The organism is Methylobacterium nodulans ORS 2060, assembly GCF_000022085.1.
In the GTDB taxonomy this organism is placed as follows: domain Bacteria; phylum Pseudomonadota; class Alphaproteobacteria; order Rhizobiales; family Beijerinckiaceae; genus Methylobacterium; species Methylobacterium nodulans.
This window is the reverse complement of the sequence record NC_011894.1, coordinates 7,197,956-7,217,337: the sequence shown is the minus strand read 5'-3', so window position 1 is coordinate 7,217,337 and position 19,382 is coordinate 7,197,956. Positions and strand designations below refer to the sequence as shown.

Genomic DNA, 19,382 nt, shown 5'->3' with positions numbered 1-19,382 from the left:
AGGCACCCTTGACCTGAACCACCCCATGTGAGGGGTCCCGGACGGGACCCCTTTTTCGATTGGCCGAACCGATCGCTCTAGAGCCGTGCCCGTTTCGGTTGAGACGGCCACGGCTCTCAAGCTCTTGATATGACGCGCTCCCTTGCGCCGAACCGGCCTCCACTTCGGCGGGGAGCGCTCTAGCGGGTCGACTGGTAGAGCGAGGCGCCGGCGGTGACAGGGGCGGTGATCGCCGAGAAGACGCTGAGCACCTTCTGGACTTCGGTGAAGGGCGCGTTCGAGACGTAGACGAGATCGCGGTTGCGCATCCGGAAGGCCTGGGTGATGAACAGGCTGTTCGGGTCGCGCATGTTGACGCGGTAGACCACCGGAACCTGGGGCGCGCCGAGAAGCGGGCTGTTGGGGCGCAGGCGGCGCACCACGGAGGCCGGCTCGAACCGGAACAGGAACACGCCCGCCGGATCGGCCTGGAAATCGCGCAGGCCGCCGGCCTTGGCGAGCGCCTGGGCGAGGGTGATGCCCTCCGCCTGGAACGGGATCTCGAAATTCGCCCCCGTCGCGCCCGTTGCCAGGAAGGTCTGCGGGTCGCGCACCAGGGTGAGCGTGTCGCCCGGGCGCAGATAGATGTTCTCGCGCGGGTTCGACACCACGGCGGTGAGCGGCACGGTGGCGGTGGTCCGGCCGCGGGAGAGGCGCACGAAGGTCTCGCTCACCGGGGCGCGCACGCCGCCGGCCGACGCGATCACGTCGAGGAGACGGTCGCCCTTGGTGGAGAGCGGGATGCGAGCCCCCGCCGTCACCTCGCCCGTCACCGTCACGACGGTGCTGGCGGGCTGGGTCACCGTGACGATGACCTGCGGCTCGATGGCCTTGCCGGCGAGTTCCTGCTCGATCTGCGCCTGCACCTCCTGCACGCGCTTGCCCGCAACCTGGATCCGGCCCGCATAGGGCATCGTGATCGCCCCGTCGCGAGTGACGACCTGCGGCGGGATGGTCGCGGATTTCGAGCCAGCCGAGAAGCGGTCGGGGAGGAGGGAGCCGGAGAACAGGCCGCCGGTGCTCGCCTCCCAGATCGTCACCGTGATCACATCGCCGACGCCGATCACCGGCTCGACCGAGGGCCGGCGGTCGCCGAAGGAGGCGAGCAGGCTGTCGAGGGGGCGGCCGCGCAGGGCCTCGACCACGGCGGGGTTGACGTCGATGATCTCGTAGCGGGCCAGCAGGCCCTGGTCGGTGGCGACGTCCGCGCCCTCGGTCACGGCGCTGGTGGACGGCCCGGCTGCGGGCAGAATCGCGCTGCAGCCGGACACCGCGAGCGCGGCGCAGAGAGCGATCGGCAGGGGGCGCATCCGTTCCTGGCTCGTCCTTATCCGCGTGAGCTTGGCTCCTATCCCAGTCCGGACGGGCTGTCCGTGGCCAAGGTGTCACAGTGCCGAGGGGAGCCGGACGGCTCCCCATACTTCCCGCTGCTCACAGGCGCGATGACGCAGCGGAAACCGGACCTTAACCTCTGCGCGCAGCGCGGCGATTGGACCCGCCCGCCCCGGCAGGGTAAGACCCGGCCTCGCGGAGGTTGGGGAGCGCATGGCAGGACAGATCGGCTTCACGCCCCCCGACCTTCCGGCGCGGGCGGGCGGTGCGGTGCGGCGGCGGCTCGTCTTCTATCTCCCGGGCTACGACCCGGAGGCGAAAAAGCGCTACCGGGCGTTGTTCGTGCGCGAGCTGTCGCGCTACGGGCGACGCTTCGATCTGCCGCGCCGACGCGTCACACCCGCGCGCACCAGCCCGGACGGGCTGGTGCAGAGCTGGACGGTCGAAGCGGGCCGGGATGCAGGCCAGGATGCAGGCCAGGATTCTTGGGAGACGCACACCACCTACGAGGTGCTGCTCTGGGACGACCTCGTGCGCCGCGACTTCCGCCGCCCACTGCCGCTGTCGATGCTGCTCCTGACCCTGGGCATCCTGCACGGGATCGTGACCGGCAAGCTGTTCCGCCTCTACGGCCTCAACTGGAAGTACGGAAACGTCATCCTGTACCCGTTCGTGATGACGCTCCTGCTCGTGGCCCTCGGCTTAGGCGCCGGCCTCGGCCTGGGCGCCGGCCTCGGCCGCGCCGCCGGGTCGCTTCCGGGATGGGTGAGCGCGGGGCTCGGCCTCGCGGGCGGGCTCGGGGCGGTGATCGCCGCAACCCCGCTCCTCGACCGCATCTTTCTGCGCCAGCTCATCAACGACTGGGTCTTCAACTGGCAGCACAGCAACGGCTGGCGGCCCGATTACGAGGCGCGACTCGCCTCCTTCGCCGACCATGTGGCGGGGCGTCTGGCGGCGAGCGAGGCCGACGAGGTGATGTTCGTCGGGCATTCGTCCGGGGCGCTCACCGCCGTCGAGCTCACGGCCCGGGTGCTGGCGCGGAGGCCGGAGCGGGAGCTTTCCCTGCTCACCCTCGGCGCGGGCCTGCCCCTGGTCGCGATCAACCCGCGGGCGGTGCGGGTGCGGGCCGAGATCGCCGCCCTGGTGGCGAGCGAGCGGGTGGTGTGGGCCGATTATCAGGCGCCGCAGGACTGGATGAACTTCCCGGGCTTCAATCCGGCGCGCGACCTCGCCCTGCCGCCCGGAGCCCGCATCGCCAACCCGCTGATCCGCTCGGCGAAGTTCCGCGAGCTGATCGACCCGGCGGTCTACCCGAGGATCAGCAGCCGGCCGTTCCGGATGCATTTCCAGTTCCTGATGTCGAACGATCTGCCGGGCGAGTACGACTACTTCGCCCTCACGCTCGGCCCCCAGCGCCTGCGCGACCGGGTGCTGGCGCCGCAGATCGTGCCGCCGCGCGCCGACGCCCCCGCCGAGCCGGTCTCGGCCCACCGGGAGATCTGACATGCCCGTCCGCCTCGTGGTCTCGGACGTCGACGGCACGCTGGTGACGCCGGACAAGAGGCTGACGCCGGCCACGATCGCAGCGGTCGGGCGGCTGCGGGAGCGGGGCATCGCCTTCACGGTGGCATCGAGCCGCCCGCCGATCGGGCTGCGCCCCCTCGTCGCGGCGCTCGGGCTCACCCTGCCGATGGGCGCCTTCAACGGCTCGACCGTGGCGACGCCGGACCTCGCGGTGCTCGCCGAGGCGCAGGTGCCGGAAGCGGCGGCCCGGATTGCCGCCGCGCGCTTCGCGGAGCGGGGCATCGACCTCTGGGTCTTCGCCGACGGGGCGTGGCTCCTGCGCGACCCGGAGGCGCCCTACACGGACCTGGAGCGCCGCACGATTCAGGCCGGGCCGCGGGTGGTGCCGGACCTCGCGCCCTTCCTCGGCCGGGCCGCCAAGCTTGTCGGCGTGAGCCGGGACGAAGCCGGGCTCGCCGCCTGCGAGGCGGCCCTGGCGGCGGAACTCGGGGACCGGGCCGCGGTCCACCGCTCGCAGCCCTACTACCTCGACGTGACCCCGCCCGGCGCCGACAAGGGCCGCTTCGTGGGGCGGATCCGGCGGGAACTTGGCATCGCCCGCGAGGAGGTCGCGACGCTCGGCGACATGGCGAACGACGTGGCGATGTTCGCCGAAAGCGGGCTCGGCATCGCGATGGGCAACGCGGCGGACGGGGTGAAGCGGGCCGCGACAATGGTGACCGCGGCGAACGATGCCGACGGGTTCGCGCAGGCGATCGAGCGCTACGTTCTGGCGGGCTGACTCAGCCCGCCAGCGCCGCGTCCACTTCCCGCCCGCGCCCGAGCTCGCGCATCAGCCCGTCGAGATGCGGGCGCACCCGCAGCTGCAGGGCATGCAGCCGGCGCACGGCCTCGGAGAGGCGGCCCTTGCGGCCGAGCGCCTCGTCCGCGAAGGCGATCATGCGGGCGTTGGGCCAAGCCTTCTCGCGCAGGTCGTGCACCCGGGCGACCACCACCGCCTCGTCGAGGTCGGGATGCGCCTGGGCGAGCAGCATCGTCATCGCGGCGGTCGAGCGCGAGATGCCGGCATGGCAGTGAATCAGCAGATGGATCTTGTCCCGCCGCTCGCCCGAGAGATCGCGCCCGAAGGTCAGGATCGCCGCCACATCCTCCGGCTCCGGCAGAATCTGGCCGGGGATCGGGTCGATGATGTCGTGGAAACGCAGGGTCGTGCGGCGATGCGCGTCGTAGGACCCGAACGCGTCGGGCTCCGGCCAGCCGGGATCGAGAATCGAAAGGACATGCGTCACGCCCCGGGTCGAGTGGTGCCCCAGCTCTTCCAGGCCGCAGACGGTGTGGAGGGAGATCGGTTCGGGTTTCATGGCCCCGGGCTAGAGCATTTTCCGACGAAGTGGATGCCGGTTCGTCGGAGAAAATGCGGCAAAATCAAAAAGCTAGAGCGGCATCCGGTCACGTTGGAACGGATGCCGCTCTAGCACAGGCGGGCGCTCCGGGGGAGCGCGTTCTCGGCACGGGGGCGATGCGCCCCGCGGAGATCGGCGCCGCGGGTCCCTCGGGCGCTTCCATCAGCGCCCGAGGGACTTTAGAGCCCTTGTCGTACCGCGCTCTTTTAACGCCAAACCGGCGTCCACTTCGGCGGGAGAGCGCCCTAGGTGTCACGGCGGCCCGCGGGGGCGGAGCGGTTCCGGGGAGAGAGCATGAAACGTCGCGACGTCCTGACGGCCGGCTTCGGGTTGGCGGGCGCCGGTCTCGCGGCTCCGGCCGTGGCGCAATCGGCGCCCGCGCTGCGCTGGCGCCTGCACTCGGCCTTCCCGCGCAACCTCGATGCGCTCTACGGCGCGGCCGAGCTCTTCGCGCGGATCGTGGGCGAGGCGAGCGACGGGCGCTTCCAGGTCGAGGTCGTACCCGCCGCGGGCGGTGAGCCGGCGCTCCTCGATGCGATCGGCGCAGGGACGGTCGAGATCGGCTATTCCGCCGCCTATTACGAGGTCGGCCGCGACCCGACCTTCGCGCTCGCCACCGCGGCGCCCTTCGGGCTCAACGCCCGCCAGCAGAATGCCTGGATGGTCCAGGGCGGGGCGCTGGACCTGTTCAACGAGATCTTCGCGCGCCAGCGCCTCTACGCGCTGCCGGGGGGCAATACCGGTACCCAGATGGGCGGCTGGTTCCGGCGCGAGATCAAGAGCGTCGCCGACCTGCAGGGATTGCGCTTCCGCATCGCCGGGCTCGGAGCCCAGGTGCTGGCCAAGCTCGGCGTCGTGCCCCAGTCCCTCGCCGGCCCCGACCTCTACGCGGCGCTCGAATCCAAGTCCCTCGATGCGGCCGAGTGGATCGGCCCCTACGACGACGAGAAGCTCGGCCTCAACAAGGTGGCGCCCTTCTACTACTACCCCGGCTTCTGGGAGGGCGGGGCGATGCTGCACTTCTGGTTCAATGCCCAGAAATGGAGCGAATTGCCCAAATCCTACAAGGCGATTGCCCAAAGTGCAGCCGCCCAGGTCAACACGGACCTGCAGGCGAAGTACGACGCACGCAATCCCGGCGCGCTGCGGCGCCTGGTCGGCGGGGGGGCGCAGCTCAAGCCCTTCCCGCAGGACGTGATGGAAGCCGCGCTCAAGGCCGCCAACGAGATCTACGCCGAGATCTCGGCCAAGAACCCCGACTTCAAGCGGGTCTACGACTCCCTGAAGAGCTTCCGCAACGAGGAATATCTCTGGTTCCAGGTGGCCGAATACACTTACGACAACTTCATGATCCGAGCCCGGGCGCGGGGTTGAGGCTATTCCGCCGCCTCCTCGCCGGGCCGGGCGCCGCGGCTTTCCTCGCGGGTCAGGGCCTCGATCAGGCTCGGCACCGCCTGCAGGGCACCGTCGAGGGTCTCGTCGGCGACGAACAGGCTCTTGATCTCCGGGCTGGTGATGCAGACGAGGCCGGTCCCGGTCTGCTCGATCCGCAGGGTGAAGGGCTGCATCTCGCCTCCGTCCATGTCCCGCCCCACCAATGCACGCGGCGGGCCAGGGCGGAGCGGAAACGCGGCAGTCGCCCGCCGGATCGGACAGCGCGCAGAAAAAAGGCCGCACACGCGGTGCGGCCCAAGTCTAGGGAGGAAACGCCCAAGGAGGGCAGCGGGACCGCGACGCCATCGCGATCCCGCACTGCAACAAGATAGGATGCCGAGCCCGGAACGCAAGCCGCGATTATTGGCAACGCTGCCGATTTTTGTCGCATGGGTGGCCGAGGCGCCGGATCGGCGGACATCTGCCCGAAGGGAAGGGTGGCTGGCGATCCGGGCGGCGCGGATCCGGGCGCTCACCGGCGCCGAGCGGCCGCCATCGAGGAGGCGGACCGGCTCGCGCTGCGAATGGTGGGGTTTGATGGTCCTGACGAGGCCGCCCCTTTCCGGAGGTCAAAGCCTGCCGCGACGCCTTCCAGCTCCAGGGGCTCGCTCAGGGCGGGCTGGAGCGCCGCAGCATCGCCTTGGTGTTGCGCCGCACAGCCGGCCGCGACCGCCGGGCGCTCGGCGCCACTGCTTGGTCCTGCGTGGAAGCCGCCCGCTCCTCATGCTGAGGCAGCGATCGAAGATCGCATCGGCAGCCGGCGCGCACCCTGGACCGCTGGTCCGAGACGCGGGCGAATGGGACGGGCGGTCAGGCGTGCTTCGAGGCTGAGCGATCTTCGATCGCCAGCCCCTCAGCATGAGGGTCGGTGAGGCTGCCCCAGGCGGGAGCGCTCAGTCAGCCGGCTTCATCTCTCAGGGTCGGCGAAGGCCGATGGTGAACCGATACGACTGGCCCTGGGGCCGGCGGCCGATTTTCGGCACCGTCGGGGACAGTCGACGCGGGAGCCTATCTGCGCGGCGTCGAAGCGCTCTGCGCCGCGGAGGGTTGAGCCCGCCGCCTCACGGGGCGGCGGCACCCTCGGCGGCCGTGCGGCGGCGACGCGGAGCGGCCTTCGCGGCGGCGGCTGCCTTGCTGGACGCCTTCGCGGGGGCCTTGGCGCGCGGCGTCCGGACCGGCGCCGGCTCCGCCGCAGGGGCCGCCTGGCGCAGCTCCTGCTCGGCGAGCGTCCAGTAATACTCGTCCCGGCCCAGGGCGCAGCCGTCGCGCTCCCAGAGCGCATAGGCCCGCTCACGAATGCTGTGCTCGAAGTGATCCATGCTCACCTCCTCTCTCGATCGCTGACGACGATGGGTGGCGATGGTTAAGGAAACGCTAATCCGCCGGCCCGCGACCGATCCGGCCGGATCTCGGCACCGAGACACCGATGCCGAACAGGGTCGGCCGGACGGCCTTTAGCCAGTTCGACCGCGACCATCAGCGCTCCGGCGCCGGCCAAGCCGCCTCAATTCAGTCAATCCGGCCGGGTTTGCTCGCGACATCGTGGCAGCACCGGGACTGTAGGAATGGATCGGACCGAAGCGCCGGCGGGCGAAGGCCGGTCGGACTACACGCGGCGCATCTGGGCCATTGCCGCCATGACGCTCGTCGCGGCGCTCGGCGAGGCGCTGATCGCCCGCCAGAGCGGGTCGCGGTCGCTCCTCGCGGAGGCGGGCTCCTTCGGCTACGACATCGCGCTCAACGTGGTGGCGGCCCTGGCCTTCGGCCGCGGCGCGCGGATCGAGCGGCTCTCGGCCCTGGTCATTGCGGGCATTCTGGCGGCGACGGGTATCGACGGGCTGACGGATTTCCTCGCGGACCTGCACGAGCCGGCCGGCGAGGGCGTGAGCGAGATCGTCACCGCAAACCTGATGGCGACCCTGGTGGCCTGCCTTGCCGCCATCACCCTCCTGCGCTTCCGCGCCGACGACAACCCGCTGATCCGCGCGACCTGGCTCAACGCCCGCAACGACGCCGTCGCCACCGTCACCACCGCGGGGCTCGGGCTCCTCGCCACCCTGGCGCCGGCCCGCTGGCCGGGTGCGCTGCTCGACCTTGCGGGGGTGATCTTCTCGTTCCAGGCGGCCGCGAGCGTGCTGTGGGCGGCGTGGCGCGAGATGCGGCCCGCGCCCACCCCAGACCCGGTCGGCCTCGGATCCTAACACGACCCTTGCGGCGAGGCGGCCCGCCGGTGTTGATGCGGGCATGTCCGACCTCTTCGCCTCCGCCGGGCTTTCCGCCGACGCGCCCCGGCCGCTCGCCGACCGCCTGCGCCCGACCAGCCTCGCCGAGGTGGTGGGCCAGGAGCACCTGACCGGGGAGGGCGGGGCGCTCACCCGCCTCCTGCGGGGACGAAATCTCGGCTCGCTGATCCTCTGGGGACCGCCCGGCACCGGCAAGACCACGGTGGCGCGGCTGCTCGCCCGCGAGACCGCACTGCATTTCGAGCAGATCTCGGCGATCTTCTCGGGCGTGGCGGAGCTGCGCAAGGTGTTCGACGCCGCCCGCGCCCGTCGGGCCGCGGGGCAGGGCACGCTGCTCTTCGTGGACGAGATCCACCGCTTCAACCGCGCCCAGCTCGACGCCTTCCTGCCGGTGACCGAGGACGGGACCGTGACCCTCGTCGGCGCCACGACGGAGAACCCGTCCTTCGAGCTCAACGCCGCGCTCCTGTCGCGCGCCCGGGTGCTGGTCTTCCGCGCCCTCGACGAGGCGGCGATCGAAAAACTCCTGGCCCGCGCGGAGGCCGCCACCGGCCGGCCGCTCCCCCTCGACGAGGCGGCGCGGGCCGCGCTGCTGCGCATGGCGGACGGCGACGGGCGCGCCGCGCTGACTCTCGCCGAGGAGATCTGGCGCTCGACGGATGCAGACGAGGTGCTGAGCCCCGAGGCGCTCCAGGAGCTGATCCAGCGCCGCGCCCCCGTCTACGACAAGGCGCAGGAGGGCCACTACAACCTGATCAGCGCCCTGCACAAGACGATCCGCGGCTCGGACCCGGACGCGGCCCTCTACTATCTCTGCCGGATGCTCGATGCCGGGGAGGACCGGCTGTTCATCGCCCGCCGGCTGGTGCGCGCTGCGGTCGAGGATGTGGGCCTTGCCGACCCGCAGGCGCTTGCGGTCGCCAACGCCGCCAAGGAGGCCTTCGACTTCCTGGGCTCGCCGGAGGGCGAGCTCGCCCTGGCGCAGGCCACGGTCTACCTCGCCACCGCGCCGAAATCGAACGCCGTCTACACGGCCTGGAAGGCTGCGACCCGCGCCGCCAAGGAGCACGGCTCGCTCCCGCCGCCTCGCACCATCCTGAACGCGCCGACGAAGCTGATGCGCAAGCTCGGCTACGGCGAGGGCTACCGCTACGACCACGACGAGCCCGAGGCCTTCTCGGGCCAGGATTACTGGCCCGAGCGGCTCGGCCGCCAGCGCTTCTACACGCCGACCGAGCGGGGCTTCGAGCGCCGGATCGCGGAGCGGCTCGACTGGTGGGAGGCCGAGCGCGCACGGCGGCGGGAGGAGGGCTGAAGGCCCATCCGACGAACCTGCAAATGTGACGAATTTGTAAACCATTCTGGTTTACGAAGTCGACCTTCGGGCCTCCGCAGCGTCAGGATGGCGTCACGATGGTCGAATCCAGAGAAGAACAGGCGCGCCACTGCGCGGCGCGCATGGTCCCCGTGTCATGACCGCCTGCGTCCTCTCGATCGCTAACTGCAAGGGCGGCACCGGGAAATCGACCACTGCGGTGAATGTCGCGGCCGATCTCGCGGCCGAGCACTTCCGGGTGCTGGTGGTGGATCTCGATCCGCAGGGCCATGCGGGCCTCGGCTTCGGGCTGGCGGCCCGGCTCGGCTCGGCCAACGCCCATGCGCCGCTTCGCGGCCGGCGGGGGGATCTCCGGGAGGCGGTGCTGCGCAGCCCGGAGGACGGGGTCGACCTGCTGCCCGCCGACCGCAGCTTCGACGGGCAGATCTCGGGCGCGGGCATCCGCTGCCTCGCGGAGGCGCTGGAGCCGCTGCGGCCCGACTACGACCTGATGCTCCTCGACGTGCCGCCCGCCGCCGCGGCGCTCACGATCTGCGCCCTGATGGCGAGCGACGGCGTCATCATCCCCACCACCCTGATCCGCTCGGCCTGGAGGGCGTCCGGCAATTCGCCCGCTCCTATCACGGCCTGATGCTCCAGCACGGGGCGGCGGAGCAGGGCTTCGCCATCGCGCCGATGCGCATCGACCTGCGCTCGAACGTCGAGAAGGAGGTGCTCGGCCAGCTGCGCACGAGCTTCGGCCCGGGGCAGATGATCCGCGGCGTGCGCACCGACGTGGCGGTGAGCGAGGCCTTCGCCCGCCGCCGACCGGTGCGGCGCCACCGCGCCCGCGCCCGGGCGGTGGAGGATTTCCGGGGCGTCGCGGCCGACATCGTCCGCCGCTTCGGCGTCGAGGCGCAGGAGGCGCGGCCCGTCGCCCGGGGCCGGATCGAGGGCTTCGTGCGCACGCCCTGGCTGTGAGTTTGCGGAGGCCAAGGCCCGATGCTAGAGCAGCATCCGTTCCGGGTGACCGGGTGCCGCTCTAGGCCCTTGAGTTTGCCGCATTTTCTGCGGTGACCGGCATCCGTTCCGCCCGCACAGGCTTTGGGAAGCGCCGCATGACCGCAAAACCTCCCTCCCGCGGCGGCCGCTCGCAATCCGGCCCGGCCGGGCGCCGGCCCGCCCGGCCGCCGGCGCGGGCGCGCACGGGGCCGCGCAACACCGCACGGGATGCCGCCCAGCGCGCCGCCGGCGGCCGCGATCTGAGCGACGCCGCGCCCTGGGCACGGGACGAGGAGGGCAGGGCACCCGGCCCCGCCGCCAAGCAGAACCCGGCCAAGCCAAACCCGGCCAAGCCGAATCGCGGCAAGCCCAGCCCTGACAAGCCCGCCCGCCAGCCGGCCGCCTCCCGGGCCGCCCCGGCCCGGCCGCCGCGGCCGGCCCCCGCAACCGGACCGACGCGCCGGGAGATGCGGGAGGCGACTGCGGCAGCGCTTGCAACCGGCGTGCAGATGCTGGAGGTGACGCCCGACGAGGCCGGGATGCGCATCGACCGCTTCCTGTCCGCACGCTTCCCGCAGCTGCCCTTCACCCGCATCCAGAGCCTGGTGCGCAAGGGGGAATTGCGGGTCAACGGCAAGCGGGCCAAGGCCGCCGACCGGGTCGAGCCCGGCGCGAGCGTGCGCGTACCGCCGCTCAAGCTCGATGCGCCGCCGTCTAGCCCCAGCCCCGCCAGGGCGGAGAGCGACCTCGCCTTCCTGCGCTCCCTGGTGCTCTACGAGGACCAGGACATGATGGTGCTCAACAAGCCCTTCGGCCTCGCGGTCCAGGGCGGCTCGGGCACGAAGCGGCATGTGGACGGGCTGCTTGAGGCTCTGCGCACGCCGGACGGCCAGAAGCCACGGCTCGTCCACCGCCTCGACAAGGACACGGCGGGCTGCCTCGTCGTCGCCAAGTCCCGCCTCGCCGCCGCGACTTTGGCCAAGACCTTCCGGTCGCGCGCGGCGCGCAAGATCTACTGGGCGCTCGCCGCGGGCGTGCCGCGGGTGCGCCAGGGGCGGATCTCCACCTATCTCGCCAAGGAGGAGATGGGCGATGCGGATGCCCGGATGCGGGTCGCCCAGCACGGGGACGAGGGGGCGAGCCACGCGCTCACCTACTACGCGGTCGTCGATCAGGCAGGCCAGAAGCTCTCCTGGCTGTCGCTGAAGCCGGTCACCGGGCGCACGCACCAGCTGCGCGCGCACGCCGCCCATATCGGGCACCCGCTCGTCGGCGACCCGAAATATTTCGACATCGAGAACTGGGAGCTGCCGGGGGGCCTGCAGAACCGCCTGCACCTGCTCGCCCGCCGCATCGTCATCCCGCATCCGCGCACCAACAAGCCCGTGGACGTGACCGCGCCGCTGCCGCCGCACATGGCTCAGAGCTGGAACCTGCTCGGCTTCGACGCCAGCCGCTACGACCCGATCGTCGAGGCGCCCGAGAGTTAGAGTCCGTCCGGAGACGTGGACATCCGTCAGCGCCCGACGAGGCGATGCCGCAGGGCGGGAGGCCGGGCCTTGGCAGGATCCCGCGGCGCCTTATCTTCTCAAGCGGTGCCGTCGCGCGGTTCCGCGGCCTGTCGATCTTGTCCGGAAAGAGAGCCTCACGCCCATGCGACCCGGCCCGATGAGATCCGTCGCGCTCGCCTGCCTTGGCCTTCTCGGGTTCGCCGCGGCGGCGCTGCCGCCGGCCGTCTCCCTGGCTCAGGCGCCGCCTCCGGCGCCCCCGGCCGCGGCTCCCGCCACGCCGCCCCAGGCCGAGACGACCCAGGCCGCCCCGCAGCCGGGCACCGGTCCCGCCGCGAAGCCCGACGGACGCGGCGCAGGGCGGGCGAAGCGCCGCATCACCTACGCCGCCTGCAACCGTGCCGCCCTGCGGCGCAATCTGAAGGGTGGGGCACGGCGCCGCTTCCTGATCCGCTGCCGCCTGGGCTATGAGCGGATCCACCAGCCGGGGAGCCCCGCCCGCACGCGGCCCTGAACGGGGAGGCCCGGCCGAACGGACCGGCGCGCGTGATCCTCATCGTCTTCGATGTCGACGGCACCCTCGTCGACAGCCAGCACCTGATCGTCGCCGCGCAGCGCGCGGCCTTCGCGGCCGTCGGCCTGCCTGCGCCGAGCCGCGAGCGGTCGCTCTCGGTGGTGGGCCTGTCGCTGCCCCAGGCCTTCACGGCGCTCGTCGGCTCGGACGGCCCGGTGACGGCGCTCGCGGCCCATTACAAGGAGGCCTTCGGCCGCCTGCGCGCCGAGGCGGCCCTGCGCGAGCCGCTGTTCCCGGGCGCCGCCGACCTCATCGCGCGGCTGCACCGGTCGCCGGAGGTGCTGCTCGGCATCGCCACCGGCAAATCGCGCCGCGGCGTCGAGCACCTCGTGCAGGCCTATGGCTGGGAGGGCTGGTTCTCCACGGTCCAGACCGCCGACGACGCGCCCTCGAAACCGCATCCGGCGATGCTGCATCAGGCAATGGACGAGGTCGGCCTCGGACCCGCCGACACGCTGATGATCGGCGACACCACCTACGACATGGTGATGGCCCGCGGCGCACAGGTGCTGCCGATCGGCGTCGCCTGGGGCTACCACACCGCCGAGGCGCTCACCGCGGCCGGCGCCCAGCAGGTCGTCGACACCTATGCGGAACTCGGCGCCGTGCTGGAGGAGCGGCTGAGGACGTGATGCGGTCGCACGCCTCGCATCGCGTCCCGCGACACCCTATCTGGCATCCATGAGCGACGACCCCCTCCGCGACTGGCTGGGCCAGACCGAGCAGAACCCCGATCCCCTCCGCGCCGCCCGGCAGGCGAGCCGGCCCGCCCTGCCCAAGCGGTTCTACGCCGAGGCCGGCGTTGCGGCGGCGGAGGACGGGCACCGGCTCGTTCTCGACGGGCGCCCGGCCCGCACCCCCGGCCGCCGGATGCTCGCGGTGCCACAGGCCGCCGTGGCGCAGGCGCTCGCGGAGGAGTGGGGGGCGCAAGGCGAGGAGATCGATCCCGCCCGCATGCCGCTGACGCGCCTCGTCAACACCGCCCTCGACGGGGTGGCGGACCGACGCGCGGCGGTGGCCGAGGACATCGCGGCTTACGCGGGCTCCGACCTCCTGGCCTACCGGGCGGGCGACCCGGCCCGGCTGGTGGCGAGCCAGTCGGCGGCCTGGGACCCGGTGCTGGACTGGGCGCGCAGCGAACTCGGCGCCCGCTTCATGCTGGCCGAGGGGGTGATGCACGTCCCGCAGCCGGAGGAGTCGCTTCAGGCGGTGCGCCGGGCGGTCGAGGCGGTGGAGAGCCCGCTCGCGCTCACGGGCCTCCACGTCATGACGACGCTCACCGGCTCGGTGCTCCTCGCCCTCGCGGTGCTGCACGGGCGCCTCACGGCCGAGGAGGCCTGGGCGGCGGCGCATGTCGACGAGATCTTCCAGGCGAGCGTCTGGGGCCGCGACGAGGAGGCGGAGGCGCGCCGCGCGCTCCGCTGGGAGGAATTCGCGGCGGCGGCACGCCTGGTGGCGCTCACCGTTTGACCGGACGGTCGGTTCGGAGACCGGATCACAGGTTCTCCGCCCTTTCCCCGCTCTCTCTTTCCCGGACGACTGGAGCGCCAGAGGACGGAGATCCGGGACCCAGCACAGTGAGTTGCCGCGCAGCGGCTCCGTTTTCCTCCACCGTGGCTGACAAGTAGTCGCTGCGCGACTTTTCGTGCTGGGTCCCGGGTCGCATTCCGCTGACGCTGCATGCGCCCGGGAAAGGGAGAGCGGGTGAGCCGATCCTCGATCGTCGCCGGACGCGTCAGGCGGACATCGTCGCGTGGGCTGACATGAGCCTGAGTGCGTGGAAGCCGCCCCGCTCCTCCATGCTGAGGCGCTGGCGATCGAAGACCGCGCAGGCTGCCTCGAAGCACGCCTGACCGCTCATCCCATCCACCGGAGCCTCGGACCATCGTTCAGGGGTGCTTCGAGGGCCGGCTCCGCCGGCCACCTCAGCATGAGGGCCGGGGTTGGCTGCCACGGGAGGGAGCGCTCGGTCAGCCGGTTTCATCCCCCCAGGGTCGGCAATGACCGTTGGTTCCGCTCTCGAATTGTCGCCAAGCCTTTTGGCTTGGCATCGGCAATTCGAGATGGGTCAACGGCCCGATGCGTGAGCATGCGCGTCAGCACCCGCTGCGGCAGCAGCCGGGGCCGTTGGGATGATCCGGTGTCCGGACGGTCGGTTCGGACACCGGATCATCAAGCCCGTGCGGACCTCGGCTCCGCGCCCCCTTAAGCGAAGCCTCGATCCGCATGGTGCGGCAAGCAGCCGGATGGCGGCTCAGACCTTCGCCATGGCGTCGGCCTTCTCGATCAGCGCCTCGGCCATGCGGATCGAGGCGATGTCGATGAGGCGGCCGTCGAGGGAGACGGCGCCGCGGCCGGCCTTGGCGGCCTCCTCCATGGCCTGCAGGATGCGGCGGGCCTTGGTCACCTCGGCCTCGGTCGGCGTGAAGACCTCGTTGGCGAGCTCAATCTGCGAGGGGTGGATCGCCCACTTGCCCTCGAAGCCCAGAACCGCGCAGCGCTTGGCCGCCGCCCGGAAGCCATCCGGGTCGCTGAAGTCGCCGAAGGGGCCGTCGATCGGGCGAAGGCCGTAGGCGCGGCAGGCGACCAGCATGCGGTTCTGGGCGAAGAGCCACGGATCGGCCCAGTGGGTCTCGCGCCGGCCCTCCGCATCCTTGTCGGTCAGCACCGCGTAATCCGGGTTGACGCCGCCGATCACGGTGGAGCGGGCCCGGGTCGAGGCCGCGTAGTCGGCCACCCCGAAGGACATCGCCTCCAGGCGCTTCGACGATTGCGCGATCGCCTCCACGTTCGCCATGCCGAGGGCCGTCTCGATCAGCACCTCGAAGCCGATCTTCTTCTCACGCTTCTTGGCCTGCTCGATCTGCGTCACCAGCACGTCGATCGCGTAGACGTCCGCCGGCACGCCGACCTTGGGGATCAGGATCATGTCGAGGCGCGGGCAAGCCTCCACGATGTCGACCACGTCCCGGTACATGTAGTGGGTGTCGAGACCATTGATGCGGATCATCATGGTCTTGTTGCCCCAGTCGATCTCGTTGAGCGCCTGGATGATGTTCTTGCGGGCCTGCTCCTTGTCGTCCGGCGCGACCGCATCCTCGAGGTCGAGGAAGATGACGTCCGCCGCCGACTGGGCCGACTTCTCCATGAAGGTCGGGTTCGAGCCCGGCACCGCGAGTTCGGAGCGGTGGAGACGGGCCTTGGCCTGCGGGATCAGGGTGAAGCTCATTCGGTTTCCTCCTCAAAGGGTCAAGGGTGCAGCGGTCAGCCGGTGGCGCCGAAGCCGACCGCGATGCAGTTGATGGAGAGCAGGAGCGCCGACTTGAACGTCTCCCGCCTCACCTCGTCGGTCTCGCCGCGGAAGCGGCGCAGCAACTCCACCTGCTCGCGGCTGACCTGGTTGATCACCGGCAGCCGCTCGGCGAGGCGGCCCCGGAATTGCGGGAAGCGCTCGGCCACCTCGGCGTCGCCGCTCACCCGCACCACCATCTCGCGGGTGAGCCGGTACTCGGCCGCGATCATCGAGAAGATCTCGTCGCGCACGGCAACGTCCGGCACCAGGCTGGCGAAGTCGCGGGCGATGTCGAGATCGACAGTGAGCAGCGTCTTCTCCACCTCGTCGAGGACGAGGCGGAACAGGCGCGACTCGGCGAACATCCGGCGCAGCAGCGCCCCGCCGGCTTCCCCGCGCACGTCGAGGAAGCTCTTGAGGCCGCTGCCCACCCCGTACCAGCCGGTGATGACGTGGCGGTTCTGCGACCACGCGAAGACCCACGGAATGGCGCGCAGATCCGCGAGGCTGCGCGCCCCGAAGCGCCGGGCCGGGCGCGAGCCGATGTTGAGGAGCGCGATCTCGTCGAGCGGGCTCGCCGCGCCGAAATAGGTCACGAGGTCCGGATGCGACACGAGCTTGACGTAGGCCGCCCGGGAGGCCCCGGACAGGGCCTCCATGGCGTCGTCGAATTCGGGCTTGGGCGCAAAGGAGGGGTCGCGCTCGGAATTGAGCGCATGCGCGAAGACCGAGGAGGCGAGGAGCTCCATCTGGTAGGCGGCGGTGCCGCGGTTGGCGTATTTGAACGACACCACCTCGCCCTGCTCGGTGGTGCGGAAGCGCCCGCGGATCGAGCCCGGCGGCTGGGCGGCGATGGCCCGGCCGGTCGGTGCGCCGCCGCGGCTCACCGAGCCGCCGCGGCCGTGGAAGAAGGCGATCGGCACGCCGGCCGCCTTGCCGATCTCGGTGAGCTTCGCCTGCGCCTTGGCCAATTCCCAGTTCGACGACACGAAGCCGCCGTCCTTGTTCGAGTCGGAATAGCCGATCATCACCTCCTGCACGCCGCCCTGCCAGCGGGTCGAGCGGCGCACCACCGGAATCTGCAGGAGCTCCTTCATGATCGTGGGCGCGGCGCGCAGGTCGTCGATGGTCTCGAACAGCGGCACGATCGGCAGCGGGCAGATCTCGATGCCCGCCGCATCCAGGAACAGGCCGGCCTCCTTGGCGAGCAGGTAGACGCCGAGGATGTCCGGCACCGAATGGGTCATCGACAGCACGAAGCTGCCGAACGCCTCGCGGTCGAGCTGGCTGCGCATCTCGCCGACGAGCCGGAAGGTCTCCAGCGTCTCGCGGGCCTCGTCGGGCAGGGACTGGAACGAGCGCTGGCCTTCGAGGGGGCGCGCCAGCTCTTCCAGGAGCCACTCCTTCCAGGCCGGGGAATCGACCTCGGGCGGGGCGGCATCGTCGCCGCGGCCCTGTGCCCAGAGCGCATGCAGCGCCCGCGTGGTGCGGGTGGTGTTCTCGCGGATGTCGAGACGCACCGTCGAGAACCGGAAGATCTCGACCATGCGCCGCACCGGCCGCACCAGATCGACCGCGAGCGAGGGGCACTTGGCCTCGATGAGGCCCTGCTCCAGCACGCGCAGGTCGTTGATGAGGTCGTCCGCGTCCGAATAGTCCGGCGCGCCCGTGATCGCGTCGCCCTCGTTGCGGGCGATCGTGGCTTCCAGCTTGCGCAGGATGCAGGTGAGATACTGCCGGTAGAGCTCGCCCGGGTTGCGCCGCTCGATGCCGCGCGCGTCGCCGCTCGCGGCGAGCTGGCGCGCCAGCTCGGCCTTGAAGGAGGCGGGGGCGGGCAGCGAGCGCTCGCTGATCGAGAGCATGCGGCCGAGATGGACGACGCCGTCCCGGTAGCGGCGCATGCTGGCGAGCGCGTTGCGGCGCAGGGTGGCGCGGGTGACGGAAGCGGTGACGAAGGGGTTGCCGTCGCGGTCGCCGCCGATCCAGGAGCCGAACTGGAAGAAGGCCGGCACCTCGAAGGTCTCGTCCGGAAAATACTCGCGAAGGCTCTCTTCCAGCGAGACCATCACCTCCGGCAGCATCTCGAACAGCGTCTCGTCGAAGAAGTGCAGGCCCCAGGCCACCTCCTGCTCGACGGTCGGCTTCTCCAGGTGCAGCTCGCCCGTCATCCAGACGAGCTCGATCTGGTCGCGCAGGTCGGCCATCAGGCCGTTGCGCTCGCGCTCGGTCCAGCGCGGCAGTTCGAGCTCGCGCAGGAGCAGGTAGATGCGCCGGAACTTCTCCAGCACGGTGACGCGCTTGCCCTCGGTCGGATGCGCCGTCAGGGTCGGGCGGATGCGCAGGTCCTTGAGGAGCGCGTGGATCTCGCGGGCCGGGATGCGGTTCTGCACCGCCTCGGCCAGCACCGCGCTGAACGAGCCGCGCAGCGCGTGCCGCCCGCTCGTCCGCTCCACGTGGCGGCGGCGGCGCATGGCCGTGTTCTGCTCGGCGATGGAGATGAGCTGGAACCAGATGCCCTGCACCTGGAGGGCGCGGGCCATCAGCTCCGGCGAGAAATCCGAGATGTTGGCGTTGCCGTGGAGCACGGATTCGAGTTCCGGCTCGTGGCGGCGGCAGACGTCCAGCAGCGAGTGGAACAGGATGTCGGTCGCCTCGCGGGACGAGGTGCCGGTGATCACGGGCGGCGCGAACGATTGGTCGGTCGCGCCCGCGGGGACGGATAGCGCAAGGGTCATCGTCGGCCTCATCCAGTCGGGGGTCCGGGGCCTGCGGCCCCGGCGGGTTCAGGGCGGAGCCCTGATGGGTTCGGGCAAAGCCCGATCAGGCCGCGCGGCTCTCCATGACGCGCGCCATGGTGGCGCCGAACTCGCCGGGGCTCGGGGCGACGGTGAGGCCGTAGGAGCGCATGATCTCGGCCTTCTCGGCCGCGCTGTCGCCGGCTGCCGAGATGATCGCGCCCGCATGCCCCATGCGGCGGCCCTTCGGGGCGGTGAGGCCCGCGACGAAGCCCACCACGGGCTTGGACATGTTCTCCTTGATCCAGGCCGCGGCCTCGGCCTCCTGCGGGCCGCCGATCTCGCCGATCATCAGCACCGCATCGGTCTCCGGATCCTGCTCGAACAGGGCGAGGTGGTCGAGGAAGGACGAGCCGTTGATCGGGTCGCCGCCGATGCCGACCGAGGTCGAGATGCCGAGGCCCACGGCCTTCATCTGCGAGGCGGCCTCGTAGCCGAGGGTGCCCGAGCGCGAGATCACCCCGACATTGCCCTTGAGGTAGATGTGGCCGGGCATGATGCCGAGCATCGACTTGCCGGGCGAGATGATGCCGGCGCAGTTCGGGCCCACCACCATGGAGCGGCGCTCCTTGGGGTAGCGCTTCAGGTAGCGCTTCACCCGCATCATGTCCTGGGCCGGGATGCCGTCGGTGATCGAGCAGATCAGCCGGATGCCCGCATCCGCCGCCTCCATGATGGCGTCCGCCGCGAAGGGCGGGGCCACGAAGGTGATGCTGGCAGTGGCGCCGGTCTGCTTCACCGCGTCCTTGACGGTGTCGAAGACCGGGATGCCGAGATGGCTGCGGCCGCCCTTGCCGGGCGTCACGCCGCCGACGACGTTCGAGCCGTACTCGATCATCTCCTTGGCGTGGAAGCTGCCCTTGTCCCCGGTGATGCCCTGGATGAGGATCGGGGTCTTCTCGTCGATTAGGATGCTCATTG

The 19,382-nt window shown here is 71.2% G+C and carries 18 protein-coding genes; 11 read left to right on the top strand and 7 right to left on the bottom strand.

Annotated elements, in window-relative coordinates; genetic code table 11:
* Positions 1 to 179: 179 nt before the first annotated feature.
* Complete coding sequence (locus MNOD_RS33710; RefSeq protein WP_015933438.1) at positions 180 to 1,349, bottom strand: polysaccharide biosynthesis/export family protein; 1,170 nt, start codon at positions 1,347 to 1,349, stop codon at positions 180 to 182.
* A 235-nt stretch (positions 1,350 to 1,584) separates the two neighbouring features.
* Between MNOD_RS33710 and MNOD_RS33705 the strand changes: the two genes are divergently transcribed.
* Entirely contained in the window at positions 1,585 to 2,874 is a 1,290-nt protein-coding gene (locus MNOD_RS33705) for an alpha/beta hydrolase (RefSeq protein WP_015933437.1), read from the top strand.
* A gap of 1 nt (position 2,875) precedes the next feature.
* Positions 2,876 to 3,676, top strand: a complete 801-nt coding sequence (locus tag MNOD_RS33700) for a Cof-type HAD-IIB family hydrolase (RefSeq protein ID WP_015933436.1) — start codon at positions 2,876 to 2,878, stop codon at positions 3,674 to 3,676.
* A gap of 1 nt (position 3,677) precedes the next feature.
* On the opposite strand, the gene MNOD_RS33695 is transcribed toward MNOD_RS33700, so the two are convergent.
* A complete protein-coding gene (locus MNOD_RS33695) occupies positions 3,678 to 4,256 on the bottom strand; it encodes a tyrosine phosphatase family protein (RefSeq protein ID WP_015933435.1) in 579 nt (192 codons plus the stop codon).
* A 336-nt stretch (positions 4,257 to 4,592) separates the two neighbouring features.
* On the opposite strand from MNOD_RS33695, the gene MNOD_RS33690 reads away from it, so the two are divergent.
* Positions 4,593 to 5,672 carry a TRAP transporter substrate-binding protein gene (locus tag MNOD_RS33690; RefSeq protein WP_015933434.1) on the top strand — a complete coding sequence of 360 codons (1,080 nt, stop codon included), beginning with the start codon at positions 4,593 to 4,595 and terminating at the stop codon, positions 5,670 to 5,672.
* A 2-nt stretch (positions 5,673 to 5,674) separates the two neighbouring features.
* On the opposite strand, the gene MNOD_RS33685 is transcribed toward MNOD_RS33690, so the two are convergent.
* Entirely contained in the window at positions 5,675 to 5,866 is a 192-nt protein-coding gene (locus MNOD_RS33685; RefSeq protein ID WP_015933433.1) for a hypothetical protein, read from the bottom strand.
* 927 nt (positions 5,867 to 6,793) lie between these two features.
* Positions 6,794 to 7,051: a DUF2934 domain-containing protein gene (locus MNOD_RS33680; protein ID WP_015933432.1), complete on the bottom strand. Its 258-nt coding sequence runs from the start codon at positions 7,049 to 7,051 to the stop codon at positions 6,794 to 6,796.
* Between the two features lie 246 nt (positions 7,052 to 7,297).
* Between MNOD_RS33680 and MNOD_RS33675 the strand changes: the two genes are divergently transcribed.
* The 8 genes from MNOD_RS33675 to MNOD_RS33640 all read left to right on the top strand — a co-directional run bounded on the left by MNOD_RS33675 (position 7,298) and on the right by MNOD_RS33640 (position 13,844).
* Complete coding sequence (locus MNOD_RS33675; protein ID WP_015933431.1) at positions 7,298 to 7,933, top strand: cation diffusion facilitator family transporter; 636 nt, start codon at positions 7,298 to 7,300, stop codon at positions 7,931 to 7,933.
* A gap of 43 nt (positions 7,934 to 7,976) precedes the next feature.
* Positions 7,977 to 9,290 (top strand): replication-associated recombination protein A, encoded by a 1,314-nt coding sequence (locus tag MNOD_RS33670; RefSeq protein ID WP_015933430.1) that lies wholly within the window; start codon positions 7,977 to 7,979, stop codon positions 9,288 to 9,290.
* Positions 9,291 to 9,447: 157 nt separating this feature from the next.
* On the top strand, positions 9,448 to 9,942 hold the full coding sequence (locus tag MNOD_RS49585) for a ParA family protein (RefSeq protein WP_015933429.1): 495 nt from the start codon (positions 9,448 to 9,450) through the stop codon (positions 9,940 to 9,942).
* A complete protein-coding gene (locus MNOD_RS49580; protein WP_015933428.1) occupies positions 9,942 to 10,271 on the top strand; it encodes a hypothetical protein in 330 nt (109 codons plus the stop codon). Before MNOD_RS49585 ends, MNOD_RS49580 begins: the two co-directional genes overlap by 1 nt.
* 137 nt (positions 10,272 to 10,408) lie before the next feature.
* The gene (locus MNOD_RS33655) at positions 10,409 to 11,782 is read left to right on the top strand and encodes an RluA family pseudouridine synthase (RefSeq protein WP_015933427.1); all 1,374 of its coding nucleotides are present in this window, start codon (positions 10,409 to 10,411) and stop codon (positions 11,780 to 11,782) included.
* 178 nt (positions 11,783 to 11,960) lie between these two features.
* Complete coding sequence (locus MNOD_RS33650; RefSeq protein WP_043749910.1) at positions 11,961 to 12,314, top strand: hypothetical protein; 354 nt, start codon at positions 11,961 to 11,963, stop codon at positions 12,312 to 12,314.
* 32 nt (positions 12,315 to 12,346) lie between these two features.
* Positions 12,347 to 13,006 carry an HAD-IA family hydrolase gene (locus MNOD_RS33645; RefSeq protein WP_015933425.1) on the top strand — a complete coding sequence of 220 codons (660 nt, stop codon included), beginning with the start codon at positions 12,347 to 12,349 and terminating at the stop codon, positions 13,004 to 13,006.
* A gap of 49 nt (positions 13,007 to 13,055) precedes the next feature.
* Positions 13,056 to 13,844, top strand: a complete 789-nt coding sequence (locus MNOD_RS33640; RefSeq protein WP_015933424.1) for an ATP12 family chaperone protein — start codon at positions 13,056 to 13,058, stop codon at positions 13,842 to 13,844.
* A gap of 784 nt (positions 13,845 to 14,628) precedes the next feature.
* Here the strand turns inward: MNOD_RS33640 and MNOD_RS33635 are convergent.
* From MNOD_RS33635 to sucD, 3 genes are all read right to left on the bottom strand, one after another.
* Positions 14,629 to 15,603 (bottom strand): HpcH/HpaI aldolase/citrate lyase family protein, encoded by a 975-nt coding sequence (locus tag MNOD_RS33635; protein WP_015933422.1) that lies wholly within the window; start codon positions 15,601 to 15,603, stop codon positions 14,629 to 14,631.
* Positions 15,604 to 15,638: 35 nt separating this feature from the next.
* Positions 15,639 to 18,401 (bottom strand): phosphoenolpyruvate carboxylase, encoded by a 2,763-nt coding sequence (locus tag MNOD_RS33630; RefSeq protein WP_015933421.1) that lies wholly within the window; start codon positions 18,399 to 18,401, stop codon positions 15,639 to 15,641.
* Positions 18,402 to 18,486: 85 nt separating this feature from the next.
* Positions 18,487 to 19,380 (bottom strand): succinate--CoA ligase subunit alpha, encoded by an 894-nt coding sequence (sucD, locus tag MNOD_RS33625; RefSeq protein WP_015933420.1) that lies wholly within the window; start codon positions 19,378 to 19,380, stop codon positions 18,487 to 18,489.
* Positions 19,381 to 19,382: the final 2 nt, after the last annotated feature.